Source organism: Pseudomonas sp. fls2-241-TYG-175, assembly GCF_030209155.1.
Taxonomy (GTDB): domain Bacteria; phylum Pseudomonadota; class Gammaproteobacteria; order Pseudomonadales; family Pseudomonadaceae; genus Aquipseudomonas; species Aquipseudomonas viridiflava.
In genome coordinates, this window is the sequence record NZ_JARVSO010000006.1 from 109,046 (window position 1) to 133,602 (window position 24,557).

Sequence of the window (24,557 nt, forward strand, 5' to 3'; positions counted from 1 at the left end):
GCCTCAAGCCCCAGGCCCAAGCAGTGCTTGAACGAGTGGCCTGGAGCTTGGCGCTTGTGGCTTGCGGCTGATTTACCAGCAGATACCTTCGGCACGGCCATCTTCACTGGTGGCCTTGGACATGAAGCCCACCAGGTCGATGACGCGCTTGCCTTCAGGGGTCTTGTCGGCGAGTACGCGGAAGCGCTCGTCGCGGTTGCCCAGAATGATGATGTCAGAGTCGTTGACGACCTGATCGAAGTCGGAATTCAGCAGCGAGGAAACGTGCGGGATTTTCGATTCGATGTAGTCTTTGTTGGCGCCGTGAACACGTGCGTATTCAACGTTGCTGTCGAAGATGCTCAGGTCGAAGCCCTTGCCGATCAGCATTTCAGCCAGCTCTACCAGCGGGCTTTCACGCAGGTCGTCGGTGCCGGCCTTGAAGCTCAGACCCAGCAGTGCAACCTTGCGGCTGTCGTAGCTGGCAACCATGTCGAAAGCGTTCTGCACCTGGGAAACGTTGCTGCGCATCAGGGAGTTGAGCAGAGGCGCTTCTACGTCCAGCGTGCTGGCGCGGTAGGTCAGGGCGCGCACGTCCTTCGGCAGGCAGGAACCGCCGAATGCGAAGCCTGGGCGCATGTAGTACTGGGACAGGTTCAGTGCCTTGTCCTGGCAGACAACGTCCATCACTTCACGGCCATCGACACCAACGGCCTTGGCAATGTTGCCGATTTCGTTGGCGAAGGTGACTTTGGTGGCGTGCCACACGTTGCAGGTGTACTTGATCATTTCGGCAACGGCGATGTCCTTGCGGATGATCGGTGCGTCCAGTTCTTCGTACAGCGATTGCAGGACGTCGCCCGAGGCCTTGTCGAACTCGCCGATGACGGTCATCGGAGGCAGGTCGTAGTCCTTGATCGCGGTGCTTTCACGCAGGAACTCAGGGTTCACGGCAACGCCGAAGTCAACGCCCGCTTTCTTGCCGGAGCAGTCTTCCAGAATCGGGATGACGACATTGGCAACGGTGCCCGGCAGTACGGTGCTGCGGACCACGATGGTGTGACGGGAAGTCTTGTCACGCAGTACGTAACCGATTTCGCGGCACACGGATTCGATGAAGTCGAGTTCCAGGTCGCCGTTTTTCTTGCTCGGTGTACCGACGCAGATCATCGACAGATCGGTGGCGCGAATAGCCTCGGAGAAGTCCGTGGTGCCACGCAGTTTGCCCGTACGAATACCTTGCGCCAGCAGGTCTTCGAGACCCGGTTCAACGATAGGCGATTTGCCGTTATTGATCAGGTCGATCTTGGTGCTGGAAATATCCACACCAACAACTTCATGACCCCGTGCAGAAAGGCAACCGGCACAGACTGCACCGACATAACCCAAACCAAAGATGCTGATACGCATCGTACTCTCCTCGATTTTCACGCCATAAGTTGGCTGGATATTAATTTTTGGCCAGCAGATGTCACACGCGAGTCGTGACAGCGTGTAAGGCCATCTAACTAACGCAGGCATATTTAAGAGTGAGTGCCCAAACAAGCGAGGCGAACCCAAATGACACTAAGTACAAGCGGCAGGTGACCTGTCCTTCCGGGCGGGGCCCTGCTCTCTTGGATGCAGTAAACCACTCCATGTATAGCGATCGACGGCGGATCAGGAGCTGAAAGCCTTTGGCCATAGCCTTGGCGGTTCTCGTCGAGTCCTGCGCGCCACACCGGTCCGGTGCTTCGCCTGTCTACCTACTTCAACTAGTGATATGAGTTTTAATTTCGGTACCTGCAGCCTCTTCCCTTGGAAAAGGACTGCCTGCGGGTAACTTCCCTTTGTCCTCGCTTCGCTGTAGGTGATCTCCTACAGAGTGGCCGAGAATTGTTACGGGATGTAGGAGCGTAAGGTTTCCCATTTAGTTCCGGGCCACTCGTCCTGTTTGGGAGATTTTGATGTATCAATCTTGTGACATGGGTAGTTGCATACTGATGGCGCACAAGGGGGAAGTCCCTTATAAACAGGGGTTAGATGTCACCTGATATAAAAGTGCCATTACTGTTTAAGACTAAAGCGCCATCACGTAAAAAAATTGTTTATTTTTTGAGAAAATTTTCTTGTCGGACAAGCGAGACACTAGTTGACGTTTAAGTGGCGTCATAAAGCCGTCGCCTGGCAGGAGAGATAGGCGTATCAAGTTGTACAGCGGCGTAGCGCTGCACAACTTTGACGCCATTAGTCCTCTGGGCTGTCGCGCAGAAAGACCAACTTGGAGGGGGTGGATAGTTCTGCGTTATAACGATATCCCTGAACATCGAACGCTCTAAGCGCTTCAGGGCTGTCGATGCGTTCCTCGATCACAAACCGGCTCATCATGCCGCGCGCCTTCTTGGCATAGAAGCTGATGATCTTGTACTGCCCGTTTTTCAGGTCCTTGAACTCGGTGTCGATGATCCTGGCATTGAGCCCCGAACGCTTGACCGCCGAAAAGTACTCGGTCGAGGCCAGATTGAGCAGCAGGTCGTCGCCCTGATCGGCGAGTGCTTCATTCAACCATTCGCTGATGCGCGTACCCCAGAAGGCATAAAGATCCTTGCCACGGGCGTTGGCCAGTCGTGTACCCATTTCCAGGCGATAGGGCTGCATCAGGTCCAGGGGGCGCAGCAGGCCATAAAGGCCGGAGAGCATGCGCAGGTGTTTCTGCGCATAGTCGAGCTGATCTTCACTGAGTGTTTCTGCCTGCAGTCCCGTATACACATCACCCTTGAACGCGAGCAGCGCCTGCTTGGCGTTCTCGGGCGTGAAGTCAGGCGTCCAGCTGCCGAAGCGTGCCGCGTTGAGCCCGGCCAGCTTGTCGGACAGGTGCATCAATTCCGCAATCTGCGCGGGCGCAAGTTCGCGAAGCTGGCTGATCAATTCCTGAGAATGGTCCAAGTACTGCGGCTGGGTAAAACGCTCGGTGGTAGGCGGTGTTTCGAAATCGAGTGTTTTCGCTGGGGAAATCACCATCAGCATGAAGTCGTCTCCTTTGATCGTCGGGGGATTCTAGGGGCTGATGGCGCGCGACTCCAGCTATGGTGGCGATAGAGACAGGTTTGACATTCGTGTGTGGGGCAATGGCGTTTCACGCGTCGGCTTTGTATGTGCGTCGACATAAGGGGCAGACGTATATCAGCTATAGTGGCGCGCTGGTCATGACGCGACAGTCGACAGAGAGGACATTGGGTTTGCGTATCGTTTTAGCAGTTTGCGCGTGTCTGTTGTGGGGTCAGGCCCAGGCAGCCGCTCCGGTCATCGCCACCATGGATCGCAGTGTCTGGCCCGAGCGTCTGGAAACGCCGGCGTTGTTCGATGTCGCGTCACGCGCAGAGATCCTGGCGTTCGCCCATCAACTGTACCTGAGTGAAAAGCTGGACGAGGAGGGGCTCAGGCAGCGCCTCGGCCTGCGCTACGTCAACGTCTCGTCGTTGAACGTGGTTCGCCATCGTCTGTGGTCGCGCCTGCTGGAAAACTATCAGGCCGCCCAGAAAAGCTGTGTGGATGATGCCAACTTCTGTGTGCTGGTCGAAGACATGGATCAGATGCGTCAGCGCGCCGAGGAATATCAGGTCGCCGATGACTCCTTTTATGCTGCCTGGGCGAGACCCAGTGCTGTCTTCCATCAGCGCTACCTCAATGAACTGCTGTTCCTGGCTGCGCTGTTTCCGCAGACCAGCAGCGAGATCGAGCGTTACAACTCCGATGAGATGAGCGGCGACGAGATGCCCGACCGCACGTTCAGACTCGACTTCGACAGTGGGCCGAGCGCCGTCGACGGTGCCACGGATTGGTTGGCCGACTTCATGCGCCAGCAGAAAATGACCGCGACCTTCCATGTATTGGGCAAGAGCCTGCAGGACCGTCTCGACAGCACGTCCGCTGCCAGTCTGCAGGCGTTGTACCGCCAGCAGTGCGTGGGGATTCAGGGCTGGGAATACCGCTCGCACAGCCAGTGGCTCGATTGGCAGGATTCGATTCAACGCAGCTCGGCGCTGGTGCAGCAGATACTTCCAGACAATTTCGTGCCGCTGTTCCGGCCGCCTTATGGCCATCGCCGTGCCGACAGCGGCGACTATTTCCGCTCGCAGCATCTGCGGGTATCGCTTTGGAATATCGACGCTCAGGATGCAACCGGTCGGCTGACTGCCGATCAGGTGGGTGATCGCGTGTTGACGCTCATGCTGCTCTGGCGACGGGGCACGGTGGTGTTCCATGACTCGGCCAACCGGGCGCAGTCGGCATTGCCGCTGTTGATGGCCAATACCGCGCAAAGCGAACTGATCTGGGATGACTGCCGGAATCTGTATGAAACACCCGTGGAACAAGGGCTGGAGGAGGGTGGCGAAGAGGCAGCTGAAGGGGAATGACGGGCAAATCGACTGTAGCTGACTTCCGACTGTAAACGCGCTGAGAACGTCCGCCAAGCGCTATTCGTCATCCTGTGAAATAAACTTCAAAAAACTGTCAAAGAGCTTTTTTCTGTCATCCCTTTTGCTGTATTACGAATACAGACCGCCGAAACCTGCAACACAGGTGGCGTCTCCCAAGACCCACCTTGAGCAACACTTCTACCCTGCCTGAAGGGAAGAAAACCGGCGGCCTTTTCGTGGCGCAGTGCTGTTGTGGTTCTGCGTCGCCTGGCTACTACAAAGGTGAGCGAGTATGGATGATCACGGACGCACCCCCTCCACTAACCAGCCAATCCTTTACGTGCTCGATACCAATGTATTGATCCATGATCCAAACGCACTGCTGAATTTCGAAGAGCACCACGTCGCCATCCCCATGACCGTTCTGGAGGAACTGGACAAACTCAAGGCAGGTAAACACTCGGTAGCCGCCGAATGCCGACAGGCGATCCGCCTGATCGACAAGACGCTGGGCGAAGCGTCACCCGAAGAAGTCGAGAAGGGTGTGCCGATCGATCGCGGTACTGGCGTCTTCAAAGGCTTTCTGTCGATCCTGATGAGCAAGCGCGAGGAGCCCAACAGCCTGCTTCCCGAGCATCTGAACGACAACATCATCATCAACCAATTGATCGACCTGCACGCGCGCAACAAGGACTTGAGCGTGGTGCTGGTGACCAAAGACATCAACATGCGCCTCAAGGCCCGCGCGTGCGGTATCGAAGCCGAGGATTACAGTACCGACCAGTTGGTGGACGACGTCTCGCTGTTGTCCCGTGGCTACCATGATATGACCGGTTCGTTCTGGGACAGGGTCAACAAGGTCGATACTCGTCAGGAGCGGGGGCGAACCTGGCACCGTGTGCAATTGAACGAAACGCTGCCTGCGGTCCATATCAATGAGTTCATTGTCGACGAACAGGGCTTCGTCGGCTGGATCAAGGGCGTCAAGAATGACGAGCTGCTGATTCTGGATATGCATCAGGAGCCGCTGATGCATCAGGAGGCCTGGGGCCTGAAGCCGCGGGACATCTATCAGGGGCTTGCATTGTTTGCCCTGCTGGATCCGGACATCCACTTGGTCAACCTCTCCGGTGCTGCCGGTTCGGGTAAAACCATTCTGGCCCTGGCCGCTGCCATCGAGCAAACCATGGTCACCAAGCGCTATCGCCGCATCATCGCGACCCGCAGCGTGCAGGGTCTTGATCAGGAAATCGGCTTCCTGCCGGGTACCGAAGCGGAAAAAATGGAGCCGTGGCTCGGCGCGATCACCGACAACCTCGAAGCCTTGCATATGGATGACGAAAGCACCCATGGCAGCGTCGACTACATCCTCAGCAAGGTGCCGTTGCAGTTCAAATCCCTCAACTACATCCGAGGTCGCAGCTTCCAACAGAGTCTGATCCTGATCGACGAGTGCCAGAACCTGACGCCGCACCAGATGAAAACCATCATCACCCGTGCCGGTGCCGGTTCCAAAGTGGTCTGCCTGGGCAACCTGGCGCAGATCGACACCCCTTATCTGTCAGCTACCAGCTCCGGGCTGACCTACCTGACGGAGCGCTTCAAGGACTTCCCCAACGGCGTGCACATCACCCTGCAGGGTGTGCCTCGCTCGATATTGGCCGAGTACGCAGAGAGTCATTTGTAACGGTGTTGGTCGTGCCCACGCGCAGGCGTGGGCACGCCTCTCAGGACGCTCCGCGTCCGATCAGGTGACTGACCTGGCAGCTCCTCCAGCCCTATCCCACACATTTAGGTTTACAATCCCCGCTCCTGTTCAGGAGTAGAACTGTGCTGACTCATCTCGATTCCCAAGGCCGTGCCAACATGGTCGATGTCACCGATAAAGCGGTCACGTCCCGTGAAGCTGTGGCCTGTGCGCGTGTGCGCATGCTGCCGACGACCCTGCAAATGATTGTCAGCGGTGGCCACCCCAAAGGCGATGTCTTCGCTGTGGCCCGTATCGCGGGTATTCAGGCGGCGAAGAAGACCAGCGATCTGATCCCGCTCTGCCATCCGCTGATGCTGACCAGCGTCAAGGTAGAACTCAGCGCCGAGGGTGACGACTCTGTACTGATCATGGCGCGCTGCAAACTGGCCGGACAGACCGGTGTGGAAATGGAAGCCCTGACGGCCGCCAGTGTCGCGGCGCTGACGATCTATGACATGTGCAAGGCGGTGGATCGCGGCATGGTCATCGAATCGGTCCGCCTGCTGGAAAAGCTCGGCGGTAAGAGCGGTCACTTCGTCGCCGACGATGTGGAGGCAGGGCAATGAAACTGCAGGTTCAGTATTTCGCCCGCTATCGCGAAGCGCTGGGTCTGGACAGCGAGCGGATCGAAGGTGATTTCGCAACCCTGGACGCCTTGCGTCAGCACCTGCTGCAGCGTGGCGAAGCCTGGCAGGTGCTGGGTGAGCAGAACGTGATGTGCGCCCGCAATCAGGAGCTGTGCCCGCTGGACGAGCCTTTGCAGGATGGCGATGAAGTGGCGTTCTTTCCTACCGTGACCGGAGGCTGATCATGGCGGTTCGCGTGCAATCTGCTGCGTTCGATCCGGGCACAGAAGTCAACGCGCTGCATGCGGCCAATGTCGGCATCGGAGCGGTGGTGAGTTTTGTCGGTTACGTGCGGGACTTCAACGACGGTCGCGAAGTGTCGGGCATGTTTCTGGAGCACTATCCAGGCATGACCGAAAAGGCATTGGCGAAGATCGTTGTCGAAGCCGAGCAGCGCTGGCCGTTATTGCGGCTGGACGTGTTGCATCGGGTCGGCGCACTTGAGCCGGGTGAGCCCATCGTGTTCGTTGGCGTCGCCAGCGCCCATCGTCAGGCCGCGTTCGAGGCCTGTGACTTCGTCATGGATTACCTGAAAACCCGCGCGCCGTTCTGGAAACGTGAGAACACCCCTGAAGGCGAGCGTTGGGTAGAAGGGCGTGACAGTGATCATGCAGCGGCTGATCGCTGGAAGTGAGATGACTTGTCCCCGATCGTTCCTCACGCTCTGCGTGGGAATGCCTCTCAGGACGCTCCGCGTCCCGGGCAGCGTGCCAATGCGGGACATTGGCACGATCATCTTTCAGGCGGGAAAACACTCAAGTCGTGCGACGCACCACTGCACGCAGCAGTTCGGTCGGCGGTGTTTCGCAGCTGATTTTGCGGCCCAGCTTCTCTTCGATGGCAGGCAACTGATACGAGTCATCCTCACCTGCGAAGCTGATCGACACGCCGTCGGCGCCGGCACGCCCTGTGCGGCCGATGCGGTGCACATAATCATCCGGCACTTCTGGCAGTGTGAAGTTGATCACATGGCTGATGCCGTCGATGTGAATGCCGCGACCGGCCACGTCAGTGGCGACCAGCACACGAATCTTGCCTTCGCGGAAGCCTTCCAGTGTCTTGATCCGCTTGTGCTGAGGCACGTCGCCTGATAATTGCGCCGCGTTGACGCCATCGCGCACCAGTCGTTCTTCGATGCGCCGCACTTCGTCCTTGCGGTTGGCAAAGACCATCACGCGTTCCCAGCCGTTGTCGTTGACCAGGTTGTACAGCAGTTTGTATTTGTCGGCACCGGCCACGGCGTAGATATGTTGCTCGACGTTGTCACTGGCAACGTTGAGCGACTCGATCTCGACGATGGACGGATCCGTGGTCCATTGCTTGGCCAGGTTCATGACGTCTTCAGTGAAGGTGGCCGAGAACAGCAGGGTCTGGCGTTCACCCTTGTGCGGCGTCTGGCGGATGATCTGACGCACTTGCGGGATGAAGCCCATGTCCAGCATGCGGTCGGCTTCGTCCAGCACCATGACTTCGACCATGTCCAGATGCACCTCGCCGCGCTGGTTGAAGTCCAGCAGGCGGCCCGGCGTTGCAACCAGAATGTCGCAGTGACGGGCTTCCAGCTGCTTGAGCTGCTTGTCGAAGTCCATGCCACCGACGAACGTCATGACGTTCAGGTTGGTGTACTTGGTCAGGTCGGCGGCGTCCTTGGCAATCTGCACCACCAGTTCACGGGTCGGCGCGATGATCAGGGCACGTGGCTCGCCCATGTAGCGCTCGGCAGGTGGCGGAGTCTGGGTCAGTTGCTCGATGATCGAGATCAGGAAGGCTGCGGTTTTGCCGGTGCCGGTCTGCGCACGACCAATCGCGTCCTTGCCCTTGAGGGTGTAGCCCAATACGCCTGCCTGGATCGGCGTGCAGTAAGGGAAGCCCAGGTCCTGTATGGCGTGCATCAGCTCGGGCGCGAGGTTGAAATCGTGAAAGCGGGTTTTGCCTTCCTGCGGCTCAACGACGAAATCTTCGAGTTTCCACGCTGGAGCAGGGGGCTTTTCCACACGTTCGCGACGTGGGCGCTCGGCCCTGGGCTTGTCGGAGCGCGGTGCTCTGGCTTTGGCAGGCTCGACAGCCATGTCGGCCACCTGAGCGGGGCGGTCATGATTCTGGCCCTTATTCTGCTCTTGAACGGGCATGACTGGGGCGGGGGCAGGTGCTGCCGGAGCAGGCGCGAGCTGTTCGGCCTCGCTTTTACCGAACATCTTTTTGAGTGCTTTGAGCACGGTCATCTCGTCAATTGGTTAAGGAATGTACGCCGAGCAGTGTAAAGCAAGAACCGTGCTCGGCGTAGTGTCATCCGTGTTGCGCTACAGAACCGATCGGTCCAGAGCGCTGCAAAGCGGATTTCAGCGCAGCTTTTCAGCCAGCCATACGCCAATGTCCTGAATTTCCTGCGGTAACACTTGGTGCCCCATTGGGTACTCCTGCCATTGGGCGGTGACACCTTGCGCCTTCAAATGCTCGTAGGCGGTCCGGCCCATGACGTTGTGCACCACCTCGTCGTGCTGGCCGTGCAGGCAAAGGGCAGGAATGCGCTGCTGGCTGGCGGACAGCGTCATCTGGTTATTGAATGTCGGTGCATAAGTGGACAGCGCCAGAACACCGCCGAGCGGGCCCTGCCAGCGCAGATAGCCTGCGTGCAACACCACTGCGCCGCCCTGGGAAAAGCCTGCCAGAAAGATTCGCGCCGGGTCGATGCCGCTGTCACGTTGTTGCTCGATGAGGTTCAGCACCTGCTGCGCCGAGGCTTCCATCTCGTCGTGATCAATGGCGCGGGCCTCGCTGCTCATGGCTTTGATGTCATACCAGCTCGGCATTTGGTAGCCGCCGTTGACAGTCACCGCGCGGGTCGGCGCTTGAGGGAGAACGAAGCGGGTGCTCAGCAGCGACTCCTGCAGAGCTTCGGCCACTGGCAGAAAGTCGTAGCGGTCGGCACCCAGGCCGTGCAACCAGATGACGCACGCATCCGGTGTGCGGGATGGTTCAAGAATCAGGGGGTCGCTCATGAATGCTCCATTTTTGTGCGCTGGCGCTTTTTGGGCGCATTAATAAAGTGCGCAGCTTGTTTGAATATGAAAGAAGATGTCGCAACGGTACAAGTTTTTGTCTTGACCTGTCACTAATTCAACATCGCCAGCATGCTGGTACGGGCTTTGCTACAAGACGTCTGGAGACTGAGTGCTCTCATCGTTCGGTAACACTATAAAGCTATTACTGGTAACGGTCGAAACGCAGCACGGAAGTCCATGCGTCAGGATTCGCGGCACGATTCAACCTGTACCGTTAGGGTTCGGGAAAGCACGGGGCGACAGTCCATGGGACCGATTCGAATGATGGTGAGGCCTGACAGGATGATCTTTCAGGCGCTTCATGATTCAGGTCCGGCCACGCATGACCCAAAAAAAAGCCAGCACGGGTCATTAACGCCTCACAAGGGTGCGATGCCACTGAAACTCCCACACAACAAAGAGCAAACTGGAGATTTTGAATGAAGATGTTGAAATCCACCCTGGCGGTAGTCACAGCTGTAGCAGCACTTGGCGTGGCGGGGGCTGCTAACGCAGGTGCCACACTCGATGCTATTCAGAAGAAAGGGTTTGTTCAGTGCGGTGTCAGCGATGGCCTGCCAGGTTTTTCCGTTCCGGACGCTACCGGCAAGATCACCGGTATCGACGCTGACGTGTGCCGCGCCGTTGCCGCAGCTGTGTTTGGCGACGCGACCAAGGTCAAGTTCAGCCAGTTGAACGCCAAAGAGCGTTTCACTGCACTGCAATCGGGCGAAATCGACATCCTGTCGCGTAACACCACCTGGACAAGCTCGCGCGATTCGGGCATGGGCCTGGTTTTCGCCGGCGTGACCTACTACGACGGCATCGGCTTCCTGGTGAACAAGAAGCTGGGCGTCAACAGCGCCAAGGAACTGGACGGCGCGACCGTTTGTATTCAGGCAGGCACCACCACCGAGCTGAACGTCTCTGACTACTTCCGCTCCAACGGCCTGAAATACACCCCGATCACCTTCGACACCTCCGATGAAAGCGCCAAGTCGCTGGAAGGCGGCCGTTGCGACGTGCTGACCTCCGACCAGTCGCAGCTGTACGCACAGCGCAGCAAGCTGGCCAAGCCGGACGACTACGTCGTTCTGCCGGAAGTGATCTCCAAGGAGCCGCTGGGCCCTGTCGTACGTAAAGGCGACGAAGAGTGGTTCTCCATCGTCAAGTGGACCCTGTTCGCCATGCTGAACGCTGAAGAGGCCAAAGTGACCTCCAAGAACGTTGAAGCAGAAGCCAAGTCGACCAAGAACCCTGATGTTGCCCGTATGCTCGGCGCTGACGGTGCCTACGGTGCAGACCTGAAGCTGCCGAAGGACTGGGTCGTACAGATCGTCAAGCAGGTAGGTAACTACGGCGAGATGTTCGAACGCAACCTGGGCGAGTCCACCCCGCTGAAAATCAAGCGTGGCCAGAATGCCCTGTGGAACGCTGGTGGCATCCAGTACGCTCCACCTATTCGCTGATTGACCCGGCGCCCGACAGGCTTCCCAGCCTGTCGGGCGTTGTTCTGTTGGATTTTTCCTGGGGCATTTCATGGAAAAGCAAATCGTCGCACCCAAGCAAAAGCTCACCCTGAGCGATCCGAAAGTGCGCGCGTGGTTGTTTCAGATCATCACTGTCATTGCGGTGGTCTCGTTGGGCTGGTTCATGTTCGACAACACCCAGACCAACCTCCAGCACCGGGGCATCACGTCCGGTTTTGGCTTTCTTGAGCGCAGTGCCGGCTTCGGCATTGCCCAGCATCTGATCGATTACAGCGAAGCGGACAGCTATGCCCGCGTATTTGTCATCGGCCTGCTCAACACCCTGCTGGTCTCGGTCATCGGTATCATCCTGGCGACCCTGCTGGGCTTCATTATCGGCGTTGCCCGTCTGTCTCCGAACTGGATGATCAGCAAACTGGCCACGGTCTATGTGGAGGTCTTCCGCAACATCCCGCCACTGCTGCAGATCCTGTTCTGGTACACCGCGGTCTTCCTGACGCTGCCCGGGCCACGTCAGGCTCATGGCTACTTCGACATGTTCTTCGTCAGCAGCCGCGGTCTGAACATGCCCAGAGCGATGCCGGCCGAAGGCATGACAGCGTTTCTGGTCAGTGTTCTGATCGCCATCGTTGCCGTCGTGATGATGGTGCGTTGGGCCAACAAGCGTTTCGAAGCAACCGGTCAGCCGTTCCACAAGTTCTGGGTAGGCCTGGCATTGCTGCTGGTCATTCCCGGCCTGAGCATGCTGGTGTTCGGCAGCCCTGTGCACTGGGAACTGCCCCAGCTCAAGGGCTTCAACTTCACCGGTGGCTGGGTGCTGATCCCCGAGCTGATCTCGCTGACACTGGCGCTGACCATCTACACCGCGGCGTTCATTGCCGAAATCGTGCGTTCGGGCATCAAGTCGGTCAGCCATGGCCAGACCGAAGCCGCTCGCTCGCTGGGGTTGCGTCCGGGTCCTACGCTGCGCAAGGTCATCATTCCGCAGGCACTGCGAGTGATCATCCCGCCGTTGACCAGTCAGTTCCTGAACCTGGCGAAGAACTCTTCGCTGGCGGCAGCCATCGGTTATCCGGAAATGGTTTCCCTGTTTGCCGGTACGGTGCTGAACCAGACCGGGCAGGCGATCGAAGTCATTGCCATCACCATGAGCGTGTACCTGGCGATCAGTATCAGCATTTCCCTGCTGATGAACTGGTACAACAAGCGCATTGCGCTGATCGAGCGGTGAGGAAACGCGCATGACAACCCATACTTTCAAACCTGATATGCCACCGCCGGGCAAAGTGTTCGGCCCTATGGCGTGGATGCGGCAGAACCTGTTCTCCAGCTGGATCAACACGATCCTCACGCTGCTGTCGCTGTACCTGATTTACCTGATCGTCCCACCGATGATCAGTTGGGCATTGCTGGATGCGAACTGGATCGGCACCACCAAGGAAGATTGCACCAAGGCTGGCGCCTGCTGGGTATTCATTCAGCAGCGTTTCGGCCAGTTCATGTATGGATACTTCCCCACCGAATTGCGCTGGAGGGTCGATCTGACCGCCATCCTCGCCATCGTGGGCGCTGCACCGCTGTTCATTTCGAAATTCCCGCGCAAGGCCCTTTACGGTATCGCTTACCTGGTGATCTACCCGGTCGTTGCGTTTTACCTGCTGCACGGTGGTGCATTCGGTCTGAGCAACGTGCCGACCAGCCAGTGGGGCGGCCTGATGCTGACGCTGGTCATCGCCACGGTCGGTATCGCCGGTGCGCTGCCGCTTGGCATCCTGCTGGCACTGGGGCGTCGCTCCAACATGCCGGCGGTGCGCGTGGTGTGCGTGACCTTCATCGAGTTCTGGCGCGGCGTGCCGTTGATCACGGTGCTGTTCATGTCCTCGGTCATGCTGCCGCTGTTCATGCCTGAAGGGATGAACTTCGACAAGCTGCTGCGGGCGCTGATCGGCGTCATCCTGTTCCAGTCGGCCTACGTCGCCGAAGTGGTGCGCGGTGGCATGCAGGCGATTCCAAAGGGTCAGTACGAAGCGGCCTCTGCCATGGGCCTGGGTTACTGGCGCAGCATGGGTCTGGTGATCCTGCCGCAGGCGTTGAAGATGGTCATTCCCGGCATCGTGAATACCTTCATCGCGCTGTTCAAGGACACGAGCCTTGTGATCATCATCGGCCTGTTCGACCTGCTCAACAGCGTCAAGCAAGCCACCGCCGACCCGTCATGGCTGGGTATGGCCACCGAAGGCTATGTCTTCGCGGCCCTGGTGTTCTGGATCTTCTGTTTCGGTATGTCCCGCTATTCCATGCATTTGGAACATAAGCTGGACACAGGCCACAAGCGTTAGGAGTTTTGACATGAGTGAAGTTATCACCAAGCCTCTGGGCGCTGAAGGCATGATCCGCATGGAGGGCGTCCATAAATGGTACGGCCAGTTCCATGTGCTCAAGGACATCAACCTGAATGTGCGTCAGGGCGAGCGCATTGTGTTGTGCGGCCCGTCGGGCTCGGGCAAGTCGACCACTATTCGCTGCCTGAACCGTCTGGAAGAGCACCAGCAGGGTCGGATCATCGTTGACGGCACTGAGCTGACCTCGGACCTGAAGCAGATCGAAACCATCCGCCGTGAAGTCGGCATGGTGTTTCAGCATTTCAACCTGTTCCCGCACCTGACCATCCTGCAGAACTGCACGTTGGCACCGATGTGGGTTCGCAAGATGCCGAAGAAGAAAGCCGAAGAAATCGCCATGCATTACCTGGAGCGCGTCCGCATTCCAGAGCAGGCGCACAAATTCCCGGGCCAGCTCTCCGGCGGTCAGCAGCAGCGTGTGGCGATTGCTCGTGCGCTGTGCATGAAGCCCAAGATCATGCTGTTCGACGAGCCGACCTCGGCACTCGACCCGGAAATGGTCAAGGAAGTACTCGACACCATGGTCGGCCTGGCGGAAGAGGGCATGACCATGCTGTGCGTGACCCACGAGATGGGCTTTGCCCGCACCGTGGCGAACCGGGTGATCTTCATGGACAAGGGTGAGATCGTCGAACAGGCTGCGCCGAACGACTTCTTCGACAACCCGCAAAGCGACCGTACCAAACTGTTCCTCAGCCAGATCATTCACTGAGCCACAGCGGCAACACAGAAAACCGGGCCTCGCGCCCGGTTTTTTCATTTCTGGTGTCAGGCCTGGTTTGTATGCAATCTCGCCTGAACCTTGTATTCCACATCGTTCTCCAACAGGATACTTGCCCCCTGAAACGGGTCGACATACCTGATTGCCGAGAAATAGATGACTGCCAAGGCTCAACCCAGCCCCGACTCTGCTACTGCCCCGATTCCTCCGATCCTCAAGCGCCCCTGGCTGTTGCTGCTGGGTCTGGTGCTGGTGGCTCTTAACCTGCGCCCGGCGCTGTCCAGCATCGCGCCCTTGCTCAATGACGTGTCCGACAGCCTGGGCATGTCGGCTGCCGAAGCGGGCCTGCTGACCACCTTGCCGGTGCTGTGCCTGGGCCTGTTCGCACCGCTGGCACCGATTCTGGCACGCCGCTTTGGCAGTGAGCGGGTCGTTCTGGTGATTCTGCTGATGCTCGCGTCGGGTCTGGCAGTGCGCAGTCTGTTCGGTGAATTCGGCCTGTTCACGGGGAGCCTGATGGCGGGCGCGAGCATCGGCATCATCGGCGTGCTGCTGCCGGGCATCGTCAAGCGCGACTTCCCGAAGCAGGCGGGTGCCATGACCGGTGTCTACACCATGGCGCTGTGTCTGGGTGCGGCCATCGCAGCGGGCTCCACCGTGCCGCTGAGTCATTACTTCGATGACAGCTGGCAGATCGGTCTGGGGTTCTGGCTGATTCCCGCACTGATCGCAGCGCTGCTCTGGCTGCCGCAAGCCCGGGAAAAACATGGCACGCATCGCGATGTTTATCGGGTCAAAGGCTTGCTGCGTGATCGGCTGGCCTGGCAAGTAACGCTTTACATGGGGCTGCAGTCTTCGCTTTCCTACATCGTGTTTGGCTGGCTGCCGTCGATTCTGATCGGCCGCGGTATGACCCCGACCCAGGCAGGTCTGCTGCTGTCGGGTTCGATCATCGTGCAGGTCATCAGCGCCCTGAGCGCGCCCTGGCTGGCGACACGCGGCAAGGATCAGCGTCTGGCAATCATGCTGGTCATGTCGCTGACCCTCACCGGCTTGTTCGGCTGCCTTTATGCGCCGCTGGAAGGTCTGTGGGGCTGGGCGATTCTGCTGGGCCTGGGGCAGGGCGGTACGTTCAGTCTTGCGCTGGCGTTGATCGTGTTGCGTTCACGGGATTCCCATGTCGCGTCCAATCTGTCGAGCATGGCGCAAGGTTTCGGCTACACCATCGCCTCGATGGGGCCGTTTGCGGTCGGCGTCGTGCACGACGTCACCGGCAACTGGAATGCGATTGGCTGGATCTTCGCCGTATTGGGGCTTGGCGCCATGATCGCGGGCATGGGCGCGGGCCGCTCGTTGTTCGTGCAGGTGAGCAGTGAGAAGGTCCAATAACCTTATTTGTTTGCTAAATGTTGGTGGCTCCCGACGCGTTTGCCGCTTATCGTGCACGCATCTTTTGCCAAGGGATCTGCACGCATGAGTTACGAAGAAGACAGTCAGGCCAACAGCGCTCTCATCACCCGCTTTTATGAAGCGTTCGCTCAGCTGGACGCCGAGGCGATGAGCGCCTGTTACACCGACGATGTGCTGTTCAGCGATCCGGTGTTCGGCGAGTTGCGTGGCCGTCAGGCAGGTGACATGTGGCGCATGCTCACGTCGCGTGCCAAGGACTTCTCGGTGGTGTTCGATCAGGTGCGTGCCGACGACCGTTCCGGGAGCGCCCACTGGGTGGCGACCTACCTGTTCAGCCAGACCGGGCGCACAGTGGTCAACGACATTCAGGCGCGCTTCGTGTTCCGCGACGGCCTGATCTGCGAGCACCATGACCATTTCGACCTGTGGCGCTGGTCGCGTCAGGCCCTGGGTGCAAAAGGCCTGCTGCTGGGCTGGACGCCGATGGTGCAGAACGCGATTCGCGGCCAGGCGCAGAAAGGTCTGAAAACCTTTACCGAGAGCCGCCGTGCCTGAGCCATGTGCAGTCGCTGCCGAGTCGATCAACAAGCCTGTGGTCTGCAAGCCCTGGTTCGTTTATCTCGTGCGCGCTGCCAATGGTTCGTTGTACTGCGGCATCAGCGATGATCCTGTCCGACGCTTTGCCGCTCACCAGAGCGGCAAAGGTGCACGTTTTTTCTGTTCAAGCCCGGCCGTGGCGCTGGTGTATGTCGAACAGCACGTCAGCAAGGGCGAAGCCCTGCGTCATGAGCGGCTGATCAAGAAGCTGCGCAAGACGGCCAAGGAAGTGCTGGCTGCCAGCTACAAAGGTGTGCCGGTTCAGGTATCGATCAATGAGCGTGATGTCGTGTCATCCACCTGAGGCGGTAGGCTGTCAGGGAGGTGCGGGGTAAGCTGTCTGCTTTCCACGCGCCCTGAGGCTGAACATGTCCGAGTTGATTCTCCACCATTACCCCACCTCGTTGTTTGCCGAAAAAGCCCGTCTGATGCTGGGTTTCAAGGGCCTTTCCTGGCGTTCTGTGACCATTCCATCGATCATGCCCAAACCTGATCTGACGGCGCTGACCGGCGGTTATCGCAGGACACCAGTGTTGCAGATCGGTGCGGATATCTATTGCGATACAGCCCTGATGGCGCGCCGTCTGGAACAGGAAAAGGCTTCCCCGGCGTTCTACCCGGAAGGTCAGGAATTTACCGTCGCCAGCCTCGCCGCCTGGGGCGATTCGGTGCTGTTCATGCACGCGGTGAGTCTGGTGTTCCAGCCGGAATCGCTGGCCGTGCGCTTTGCCAAGGTCCCGCCCGAGGCCGCCAAGGCATTCGTTGCAGATCGTTCATCGCTGTTCACCGGCGGCAGCGCGACGCGCATCAGTGCCGAGCAGGCCAAACATCAGTGGCCGACGTTCATGGCGCGTCTGGAGATGCAGTTGTCGCGCAATGGCGACTTCCTGTTCGGTGAGCCTTCGATTGCCGATTTCAGCGTGGCGCACACCCTGTGGTTCCTCAGGCAGACGCCTGTGACGGCACCGTTTGTGGATAACTACCCTGGGGTCAGTGCATGGCTTGGCCGCGTGCTGGGCTTCGGCCACGGCGCGCACAGCGACCTGAGTTCGGCCGAGGCCATCGAGGTCGCCCGCAATGCCACGCCAGCGGCGTTGCCTGGCGAGGCATTCGTAGACCCCAATGGCTTCAAGGCAGGCGATCAGGTGGCGATCTCTGCGACTGACTACGGAGTTGATAGCGTAGAAGGCGAGCTGGTGTTTGCGGGGACTGAGGAGCTGATCCTGCGACGCGAGGATGATCGAGCCGGTGTGGTGCATGTGCACTTCCCGAGACTCGGGTTCAAGATCGAGAAGCGGTAAAGCGGCAACTGATCGTTCCGCGTCACATTCGAGAGCGGACGCGGAGCGTCCTGGGCGGCGTTACCACGCAGGAGCGTGGGAACGATCATGGTCTCAAGCATACCGATCGTGCCCATGCGGAGCATTGGCACGATCAGCATCTATTTCAGCGCCGCCAGTATGTCATCCGGTGCAAAGCCGCGAATAAGCGTCCCGTTGACGTCGATCAGCGGAATACCACGTCCGCCCAATGCTTCGTATGCCTTGCGGCCTTCCTCGGATTTTTCGATGTCGTATTCCTGATACGCAATACCCTTGCTGTCGAGAAAGCGACGGGTCTGTTTGCAGTAGCCGCACCACTCGGTGGCGTACATCACCACCTTCGCCTGGCTGTAGCTTTGCGCAACGCTCACAGGCGGCGGATTGACGAAGTTCTCGATCCTGCCCCAGTTCTGATAGATCACCACCACCAGCATGATCAGGGCGACCTTCTTGAGCGTGCGCATCAGCATGTCGATTACCGCCGCTTCAGCTGATCGGTCAGTTGGGTCGGCAGGCCTTTGATGATCAGCGTGCCTGCCGTTTCGTCGTACTCGATCTTGTCGCCCAGCAGGTGCGCCTCGAAACTGATCGACAGGCCTTCGGCACGGCCGGTGAAGCGGCGGAACTGGTTGAGGGTGCGCTTATCCGCCGGGATCTCCGGGGACAGGCCGTAGTCCTTGTTGCGGATGTGGTCGTAGAACGCTCGCGGACGCTCTTCATCGATCAGTTCGGACAGTTCTTCAAGACCCATCGGCTCGCCCATCTTGCTCTGGCTGCTGGCGTAGTCGACCAGGGTCTTGGTCTTCTCGCGAGCGGAGTCCTCGGGCAGATCTTCGCTTTCGACGAAGTCACTGAAGGCCTTGAGCAGGGTACGGGTTTCGCCCGGCCCGTCGACGCCTTCCTGGCAGCCGATGAAATCGCGGAAGTACTCCGAAACCTTCTTGCCGTTCTTGCCCTTGATGAAGGAGATGTACTGCTTGGATTGCTTGTTGTTCTGCCATTCCGAGATGTTGATACGCGCCGCGAGGTGCAACTGACCCAGATCCAGATGACGCGACGGGGTCACGTCCAGCTCGTCATTCACGGCTACGCCTTCGCTGTGGTGCAGCAGGGCGATGGCCATGTAATCGGTCATGCCTTGCTGATAGTGAGCGAACAGAACGTGACCGCCGACCGACAGGTTGGACTCTTCCATCAGCTTCTGCAGGTGCTCCACGGCCACGCGGGAAAACGCGGTGAAGTCCTTGCCGCCCTCCAGGTATTCCTTCAGCCAGCCGCTGAAGGGGTGCGCCCCGGATTCGGCGTGGAACAGTCCCCATGCCTTGCCCTGTTTAGCGTTGTAGTTCTCGTTGAGGTCGGCCAGCATGTTCTCGATGGCCTGAGACTCAGCGAGTTCGGAGTCGCGTGCATGGAGAACAGCGGGCGTACCGTCGGGTTTCTTGTCGATCAGGTGGACGATGCAATGACGGATCGGCATGGGCTTCTCGGCTGAAAAAAGATGAAGAGCGTGCAGCTCGGTGCAAGGTCGTCAGTGTAACGCAGGCTTGGCTGCAATGGCCTTGAAGGGGCTGGTTTTCGCCGTACTGGCCCTGCAGCTGGTTAAATACTGCACAATTACTGTTAAAAGCTGACCAAAAGGATAGGTAGAGGCGGATATTTACCCGGCTCTGTGCTAGTTTTGCGCGGTCTTGCGCACCTTAGCGCGTCAAGCATGCAGATTGTGTACGCGTAGGCCGAACCAATATCCGGTTTCAGTATCTACATTTCGCGATTAATCGTGGCTGCTAGCGGGTGGCCAGGTTCATTGCCTGGCTACTGGCCGACGTTGCGCTCTGCAATCCAAATGAATTTGATAGGGAAGGAACACCACCATGGCTCTTACTAAAGACCAATTGATCGCCGATATCGCTGAAGCTATCGACGCGCCAAAAACCACAGCGCGTAATGCTCTTGAGCAATTGGGCCAAATCGTTGCCGACCAGTTGGAAAACGGCGCAGAAATCACCCTGCCAGGCATCGGCAAGCTGAAAGTCACCGAGCGTCCAGCTCGCACTGGCCGTAACCCTTCGACTGGCGCAGCCATCGAAATCGCTGCCAAGAAAGTCGTCAAGTTCGTACCAGCCAAAGTGCTGACCGACTCGATCAACAAGTAAGCATACGCTTGCTGTTGAAAAAGCCGTGCACCGGATAACCGGGCACGGCTTTTTTGTGGGTGTATGGAATGCATGGTTGATCGTTCTCGCGCCGCTGCGCTCATCGTTATATGCAAGTCATCTGGTTATCCAGTAAGGCAGCGGCACTCATGTGCTTTTGTAGCGCGGTAGTAAGAACACCGCAGATCGCGACGTGGGTGAAGGCTGAGTCCTGGCGCTGATTCGGGGGGCAATCGGCATGGATGCCGATTGAGCTGCACTGGGCCATGGATGGCCCATTTGCAGCGACCCCCGAATCAGTGTCAGGACGAAGGAACCCCGGCGAAGCCGGGGCCGGAACCGGAGCAGCGGGCTTTGCCTACTTTGGCCCCTCAAAGTAGGTCGCCGAGGGGCGAAAAGGTGACTGGAGCCATGCGCTCGGCTCACTGAGTCCGCAGTCTGTGCCATTTGTGACGCGGAGCGTCACGGGAGGCATGCCCACGCGGAGCGATGGGCACGATCAGTGTTGAGGCAGACTTGTGTATCCCTGATCGCCACGTTCCTGCGTGGTAACGACGCCCAGGACGCTCCGCGTCCGCTCTTGCTATCCCACGCACCTCAAGCCGCAGGTAACTCCGTCATTGCGAGGCAGTGGTCTGCCGCCATGCACTCTGCTGCGCCTTGTCCAGAAAGGTCCAGGCCACAAAGCGGCTCTGTTTCTGCCCCTGACCCATTTCCACCACCTTGACCTCCAGCGCGCCGGCTTTCTTGAGGGCGCTTTGAATCGGTGGCAGGTTGGAAGCTTTGGATACCAGCGTACTGAACCACAGAACCTGAGTCGGGATCAGTGCGCTTTCCTGGATCAATTGAGTGACGAAGCGGATCTCGCCGCCTTCGCACCACAGCTCCTGGGATTGCCCTCCGAAATTGAGCACCGGCAGTTTGCGTTTCGGGTCGGCCTTGCCGAGTGCGCGCCACTTGCGCTGGCTGCCACGCTGCGCTTCTTCCAGCGAAGCGTGGAAGGGCGGGTTGCAGAGGCTCACGTCGAAGCGTTCGGCGCTGTCGAGCAGCCCTGAGAGGATGTGCTTGCGATTGGCCTGCAGGCGCACGCTGATGGCCTTGTGCAGGTTGTTGGCTTTGACGATGGTGGTCGCTGCCGCGATTGCCGTGCTGTCGATGTCCGAACCCACGAAGTGCCAGCCATAGTCACTGTGCCCAAGCAGCGGATAAATGCAGTTGGCGCCGGTGCCGATGTCCAGTGCCTTCACGGACGCGCCGCGCGGGATTTCGCCGCCATTGCCCTCGGCCAGCAGGTCGGCCAGAAAATGCAGATAGTCTGCACGGCCCGGAATGGGCGGGCACAGGTAATCCGCCGGGATGTCCCAATGGGCGATGCCGTAGAACGCCTTCAGCAGTGCGCGGTTGAACACCCGCACGGCCTGCGGGTTGGCGAAGTCGATGCTTTCCTTGCCATAGGGATTGAGGATCACGAACTTCGCCAGCTCAGGGCTGGACTTGATCAGCTTGGGAAAGTCGTAATGCCCCTGATGCCGGTTGCGCGGGTGCAACGTGGCTTTCTCGCGGGGTGGCGCAGGCTTGACGTTGCGCTGGGGCTTTTTGCGGGGAGGTTTGGGTTTTTCAGACGTGGTCATGGAGGGCGTTGCTCTGAGGATGCGAATGCCGAGTTCCGTAATAACGCGCTTGCCCGCGACCGCGTACGTTCAGCCAATGGTGCTCGACTGGCGTGATGCGGGCGCGGGCAAGCGCGCTGTTACAGATTCAGCTCAACCAGCCCTTTCAGGTTGGTGGCTTGCGTTTACAGACTGGCGATACGTGCGTGTTGCTCTGCCAGCTTGCCCAGAGCCTGTTCGGCTTCGGTCAGTTTGGCGCGTTCCTTGGCGATGACTTCAGGCGGCGCCTTGTCGACGAACGCGGCATTGGACAGCTTGCCGCCCACGCGTTGCACTTCGCCCTGCAGGCGCTGGATTTCCTTGTCCAGACGCGCAAGCTCTGCGCCCTTGTCGATCAGGCCGGCCATGGGCACCAGCACTTCCATGTCACCGACCAGCGCGGTCGCGGACAATGGCGCTTCGGCACCGTAGGTCAGCACGGTCATGGATTCCAGCTTGGCCAGTTTCCTGAGCAGGTAATCGTTTTCGCTCAGGCGACGCTGGTCTTCGGTGGTCACATTCTTGAGGAACAACTGCAGGGGCTTGCCCGGACCGATGTTCATTTCCCCACGAATGTTACGCACGGCCAGCATCAGGCCCTTGAGCCACTCGATGTCGTCTTCGGCGGCCTGATCGATGCGTGCTTCATTGGCCACCGGCCACGCCTGCAGCATGATGGTCTTGCCTTCGACGCCTGCCAGCGGCGCAAGGCGCTGCCAGATTTCTTCGGTGATGAACGGCATGAACGGATGCGCCAGACGCAGCGCAACTTCCAGTACGCGCACCAGAGTGCGACGTGTACCGCGCTGACGCTCGACCGGTGCGGTTTCGTCCCACAGCACAGGCTTGGACAATTCCAGGTACCAGTCGCAGTACTGGTTCCAGATGAATTCATACAGCGCTTGCGCTGCGAGGTCGAAGCGGAACTGGTCGAGTTGACGGGTCACTTCGGCTTCGGTGCGTTGCAGCTGCGAGATGATCCAGCGATCCGCCAGGGACAGTTCGACGGCTTCGCCGTTCTGGCCGCAGTCTTCGCCCTTGTCGAGCACGTAGCGCGCCGCGTTCCAGATCTTGTTGCAGAAGTTGCGATAGCCTTCGACGCGGCCCATGTCGAACTTGATGTCGCGACCGGTGGACGCCAGCGAACAGAAGGTGAAGCGCAGGGCATCGGTGCCGTAGCTGGCGATGCCGTCGGCGAACTCCTGGCGGGTCTGCTTCTCGATCTTCTTGGCCAGTTGTGGCTGCATCAGGCCGCTGGTACGTTTCTGCACCAGGGTTTCCAGATCGATACCGTCAACGATGTCCAGCGGGTCCAGCACGTTGCCCTTGGACTTGGACATCTTCTGGCCCTGGCCATCACGCACCAGACCGTGCACATAGACGGTCTTGAACGGCACTTGCGGCGTGCCGTCCTCGTTTTTCACCAGGTGCATGGTGAGCATGATCATCCGGGCGACCCAGAAGAAAATGATGTCGAAACCGGTGACCAGCACGTCGGTGGAGTGGAAGGTTTTCAGTGCTTCGGTCTTTTCCGGCCAGCCGAGGGTGGAGAAGGTCCAAAGGCCCGAACTGAACCAGGTGTCGAGAACGTCGTTGTCCTGCTGCAGCGCAACGTCCGGCCCCAGATTGTGCTTGGCACGTACTTCGGCTTCGTCGCGTCCGACATAGACCTTGCCCGACTCGTCGTACCAGGCCGGAATGCGATGGCCCCACCAGAGCTGACGGCTGATGCACCAGTCCTGGATGTCGCGCATCCACGAGAAGTACATGTTTTCGTACTGCTTGGGCACGAAGGCGATGCGGCCGTCTTCGACCGCAGCGATGGCTGGCTCGGCCAGTGGCTTGGTGGACACGTACCACTGATCGGTCAGCCACGGCTCGATGATGGTGCCGGAGCGGTCGCCTTTCGGGACCTTCAGGGCGTGATCGTCAACGCTGACCAGCAGGCCTGCGGCGTCGAAGGCAGCCACAATGCGCTTGCGGGCTTCGAAGCGGTCCAGACCTGCGTATTCGGCAGGCAGGGTGCCGTCGACGCTGTCGTTCAGTGTGCCGTCGAGGTTGAACACCTGAGCGGCAGGCAGCACGGCGGCGTTCTTGTCGAAGATGTTCAGCAGCGGCAGGTTGTGACGCTTGCCGACTTCATAGTCGTTGAAGTCGTGGGCCGGGGTGATCTTCACGCAACCGGTGCCGAATTCAGGATCGCAATAATCGTCGGCGATGATCGGAATGCGACGGCCAACCAGAGGCAGTTCCACGAACTTGCCGATCAGCGCCTTGTAACGCTCGTCCTGTGGATTGACCGCGACAGCCGCGTCACCGAGCATGGTTTCCGGGCGCGTAGTGGCAACGATCAGGTAGTCCAGACCTTCAGCGGTTTTTGCGCCGTCGGCGAGCGGGTAGCGCAAGTTCCACAGATTGCCTTTCTCGTCGTGGTTTTCCACTTCAAGGTCGGAGATGGCGGTGTGCAGCTTGGTGTCCCAGTTAACCAGACGCTTGCCGCGATAGATCAGGCCGTCTTCGTGAAGGCGCACGAAGGCTTCTTTTACGGCCTCGGACAGGCCGTCATCCATGGTGAAGCGCTCGCGGCTCCAGTCAACGGACGAGCCCAGGCGACGGATCTGACGGCTGATGTTGCCACCGGACTCGGCTTTCCACTCCCAGATCTTGTCCAGAAACTTCTCGCGGCCGATGTCATGGCGGCTCACACCCTGAGCTTCGAGACGACGCTCCACCAGCATTTGCGTGGCGATACCGGCGTGGTCGGTGCCCGGCTGCCACAGGGTGTTGCGACCCTGCATGCGACGGAAACGGATCAGGGCATCCATGATCGCGTTATTGAAGCCGTGGCCCATGTGCAGGCTGCCGGTGACGTTCGGCGGCGGGATCATGATGGTGTACGAGTCACCCGCGCCTTGAGGAGCGAAGTAGTTCTCGGACTCCCAGGTCTGGTACCAGGAAGTTTCGATGGCGTGCGGCTGGTAAGTCTTGTCCATGCGCGGCGGGAACCTGTGGCATTG

General features: G+C 59.1%; 21 protein-coding genes and 1 pseudogene. 14 read left to right on the forward strand and 8 right to left on the reverse strand.

All coding sequences use genetic code 11. The annotated features are described in order from the left end of the window. Positions 1-72: 72 nt before the first annotated feature. Together QRN20_RS06440 and yaaA are read right to left on the reverse strand one after the other, a co-directional pair. Entirely contained in the window at positions 73-1,389 is a 1,317-nt protein-coding gene (locus QRN20_RS06440) for a nucleotide sugar dehydrogenase (RefSeq protein WP_004886229.1), read from the reverse strand. Between the two features lie 816 nt (positions 1,390-2,205). Continuing rightward, positions 2,206-2,985, reverse strand: coding sequence for a peroxide stress protein YaaA (yaaA, locus tag QRN20_RS06445; RefSeq protein ID WP_029242290.1), 780 nt, complete (start codon positions 2,983-2,985; stop codon positions 2,206-2,208). Positions 2,986-3,197: 212 nt separating this feature from the next. On the opposite strand from yaaA, the gene QRN20_RS06450 reads away from it, so the two are divergent. The 5 genes from QRN20_RS06450 (at position 3,198) to moaE (ending at position 7,389) form a co-directional block, all read left to right on the forward strand. Continuing rightward, positions 3,198-4,376, forward strand: a complete 1,179-nt coding sequence (locus QRN20_RS06450; protein ID WP_285360038.1) for a polysaccharide deacetylase family protein — start codon at positions 3,198-3,200, stop codon at positions 4,374-4,376. A 295-nt stretch (positions 4,377-4,671) separates the two neighbouring features. After that, positions 4,672-6,066 (forward strand): PhoH family protein, encoded by a 1,395-nt coding sequence (locus tag QRN20_RS06455; RefSeq protein WP_004886223.1) that lies wholly within the window; start codon positions 4,672-4,674, stop codon positions 6,064-6,066. A 143-nt stretch (positions 6,067-6,209) separates the two neighbouring features. Then, the gene (gene moaC / locus QRN20_RS06460) at positions 6,210-6,695 is read left to right on the forward strand and encodes a cyclic pyranopterin monophosphate synthase MoaC (RefSeq protein ID WP_043303085.1); all 486 of its coding nucleotides are present in this window, start codon (positions 6,210-6,212) and stop codon (positions 6,693-6,695) included. Then, positions 6,692-6,937, forward strand: a complete 246-nt coding sequence (locus QRN20_RS06465; protein ID WP_043303086.1) for a MoaD/ThiS family protein — start codon at positions 6,692-6,694, stop codon at positions 6,935-6,937. Before moaC ends, QRN20_RS06465 begins: the two co-directional genes overlap by 4 nt. Positions 6,938-6,939: 2 nt before the next feature. Next, positions 6,940-7,389: a molybdopterin synthase catalytic subunit MoaE gene (gene moaE / locus QRN20_RS06470; RefSeq protein ID WP_088235870.1), complete on the forward strand. Its 450-nt coding sequence runs from the start codon at positions 6,940-6,942 to the stop codon at positions 7,387-7,389. A 121-nt stretch (positions 7,390-7,510) separates the two neighbouring features. Here the strand turns inward: moaE and rhlB are convergent. Next, positions 7,511-8,815: pseudogene (gene rhlB, locus QRN20_RS06475) on the reverse strand (ATP-dependent RNA helicase RhlB); the annotation flags it as partial. 279 nt (positions 8,816-9,094) lie between these two features. Then, positions 9,095-9,754, reverse strand: coding sequence for an alpha/beta hydrolase (locus QRN20_RS06480; protein WP_122588649.1), 660 nt, complete (start codon positions 9,752-9,754; stop codon positions 9,095-9,097). A 482-nt stretch (positions 9,755-10,236) separates the two neighbouring features. On the opposite strand from QRN20_RS06480, the gene QRN20_RS06485 reads away from it, so the two are divergent. The 8 genes from QRN20_RS06485 to QRN20_RS06520 all read left to right on the forward strand — a co-directional run bounded on the left by QRN20_RS06485 (position 10,237) and on the right by QRN20_RS06520 (position 17,717). Continuing rightward, complete coding sequence (locus QRN20_RS06485) at positions 10,237-11,265, forward strand: amino acid ABC transporter substrate-binding protein (protein ID WP_004886204.1); 1,029 nt, start codon at positions 10,237-10,239, stop codon at positions 11,263-11,265. A 70-nt stretch (positions 11,266-11,335) separates the two neighbouring features. Continuing rightward, positions 11,336-12,517, forward strand: coding sequence for an amino acid ABC transporter permease (locus QRN20_RS06490; protein ID WP_029242294.1), 1,182 nt, complete (start codon positions 11,336-11,338; stop codon positions 12,515-12,517). Between the two features lie 10 nt (positions 12,518-12,527). Beyond that, a complete protein-coding gene (locus tag QRN20_RS06495) occupies positions 12,528-13,625 on the forward strand; it encodes an amino acid ABC transporter permease (RefSeq protein WP_029242295.1) in 1,098 nt (365 codons plus the stop codon). Between the two features lie 10 nt (positions 13,626-13,635). Further along, positions 13,636-14,400 (forward strand): amino acid ABC transporter ATP-binding protein, encoded by a 765-nt coding sequence (locus QRN20_RS06500; protein ID WP_004886196.1) that lies wholly within the window; start codon positions 13,636-13,638, stop codon positions 14,398-14,400. Positions 14,401-14,565: 165 nt separating this feature from the next. Further along, positions 14,566-15,798: a CynX/NimT family MFS transporter gene (locus QRN20_RS06505; RefSeq protein WP_122501255.1), complete on the forward strand. Its 1,233-nt coding sequence runs from the start codon at positions 14,566-14,568 to the stop codon at positions 15,796-15,798. Positions 15,799-15,882: 84 nt separating this feature from the next. Next, entirely contained in the window at positions 15,883-16,374 is a 492-nt protein-coding gene (locus QRN20_RS06510; protein WP_004886192.1) for a nuclear transport factor 2 family protein, read from the forward strand. Then, positions 16,367-16,720 (forward strand): GIY-YIG nuclease family protein, encoded by a 354-nt coding sequence (locus QRN20_RS06515; RefSeq protein ID WP_167630869.1) that lies wholly within the window; start codon positions 16,367-16,369, stop codon positions 16,718-16,720. Before QRN20_RS06510 ends, QRN20_RS06515 begins: the two co-directional genes overlap by 8 nt. A gap of 64 nt (positions 16,721-16,784) precedes the next feature. Continuing rightward, on the forward strand, positions 16,785-17,717 hold the full coding sequence (locus tag QRN20_RS06520) for a glutathione S-transferase family protein (protein ID WP_122606705.1): 933 nt from the start codon (positions 16,785-16,787) through the stop codon (positions 17,715-17,717). Positions 17,718-17,857: 140 nt separating this feature from the next. Here QRN20_RS06520 and QRN20_RS06525 read toward each other — a convergent pair whose 3' ends face one another. Next, positions 17,858-18,208, reverse strand: a complete 351-nt coding sequence (locus QRN20_RS06525; protein WP_088235866.1) for a glutaredoxin family protein — start codon at positions 18,206-18,208, stop codon at positions 17,858-17,860. A gap of 5 nt (positions 18,209-18,213) precedes the next feature. Then, positions 18,214-19,215, reverse strand: a complete 1,002-nt coding sequence (yejK, locus tag QRN20_RS06530) for a nucleoid-associated protein YejK (protein WP_004882927.1) — start codon at positions 19,213-19,215, stop codon at positions 18,214-18,216. A 394-nt stretch (positions 19,216-19,609) separates the two neighbouring features. Here yejK and QRN20_RS06535 point away from each other — a divergent pair, with 394 nt between their 5' ends. Then, positions 19,610-19,891, forward strand: coding sequence for an HU family DNA-binding protein (locus QRN20_RS06535; protein ID WP_004882926.1), 282 nt, complete (start codon positions 19,610-19,612; stop codon positions 19,889-19,891). Between the two features lie 617 nt (positions 19,892-20,508). On the opposite strand, the gene rlmF is transcribed toward QRN20_RS06535, so the two are convergent. Both rlmF and QRN20_RS06545 read right to left on the reverse strand, forming a co-directional pair. After that, positions 20,509-21,522 (reverse strand): 23S rRNA (adenine(1618)-N(6))-methyltransferase RlmF, encoded by a 1,014-nt coding sequence (gene rlmF / locus QRN20_RS06540; RefSeq protein WP_122606701.1) that lies wholly within the window; start codon positions 21,520-21,522, stop codon positions 20,509-20,511. A 164-nt stretch (positions 21,523-21,686) separates the two neighbouring features. After that, complete coding sequence (locus QRN20_RS06545) at positions 21,687-24,533, reverse strand: valine--tRNA ligase (RefSeq protein WP_122606699.1); 2,847 nt, start codon at positions 24,531-24,533, stop codon at positions 21,687-21,689. Positions 24,534-24,557: the final 24 nt, after the last annotated feature.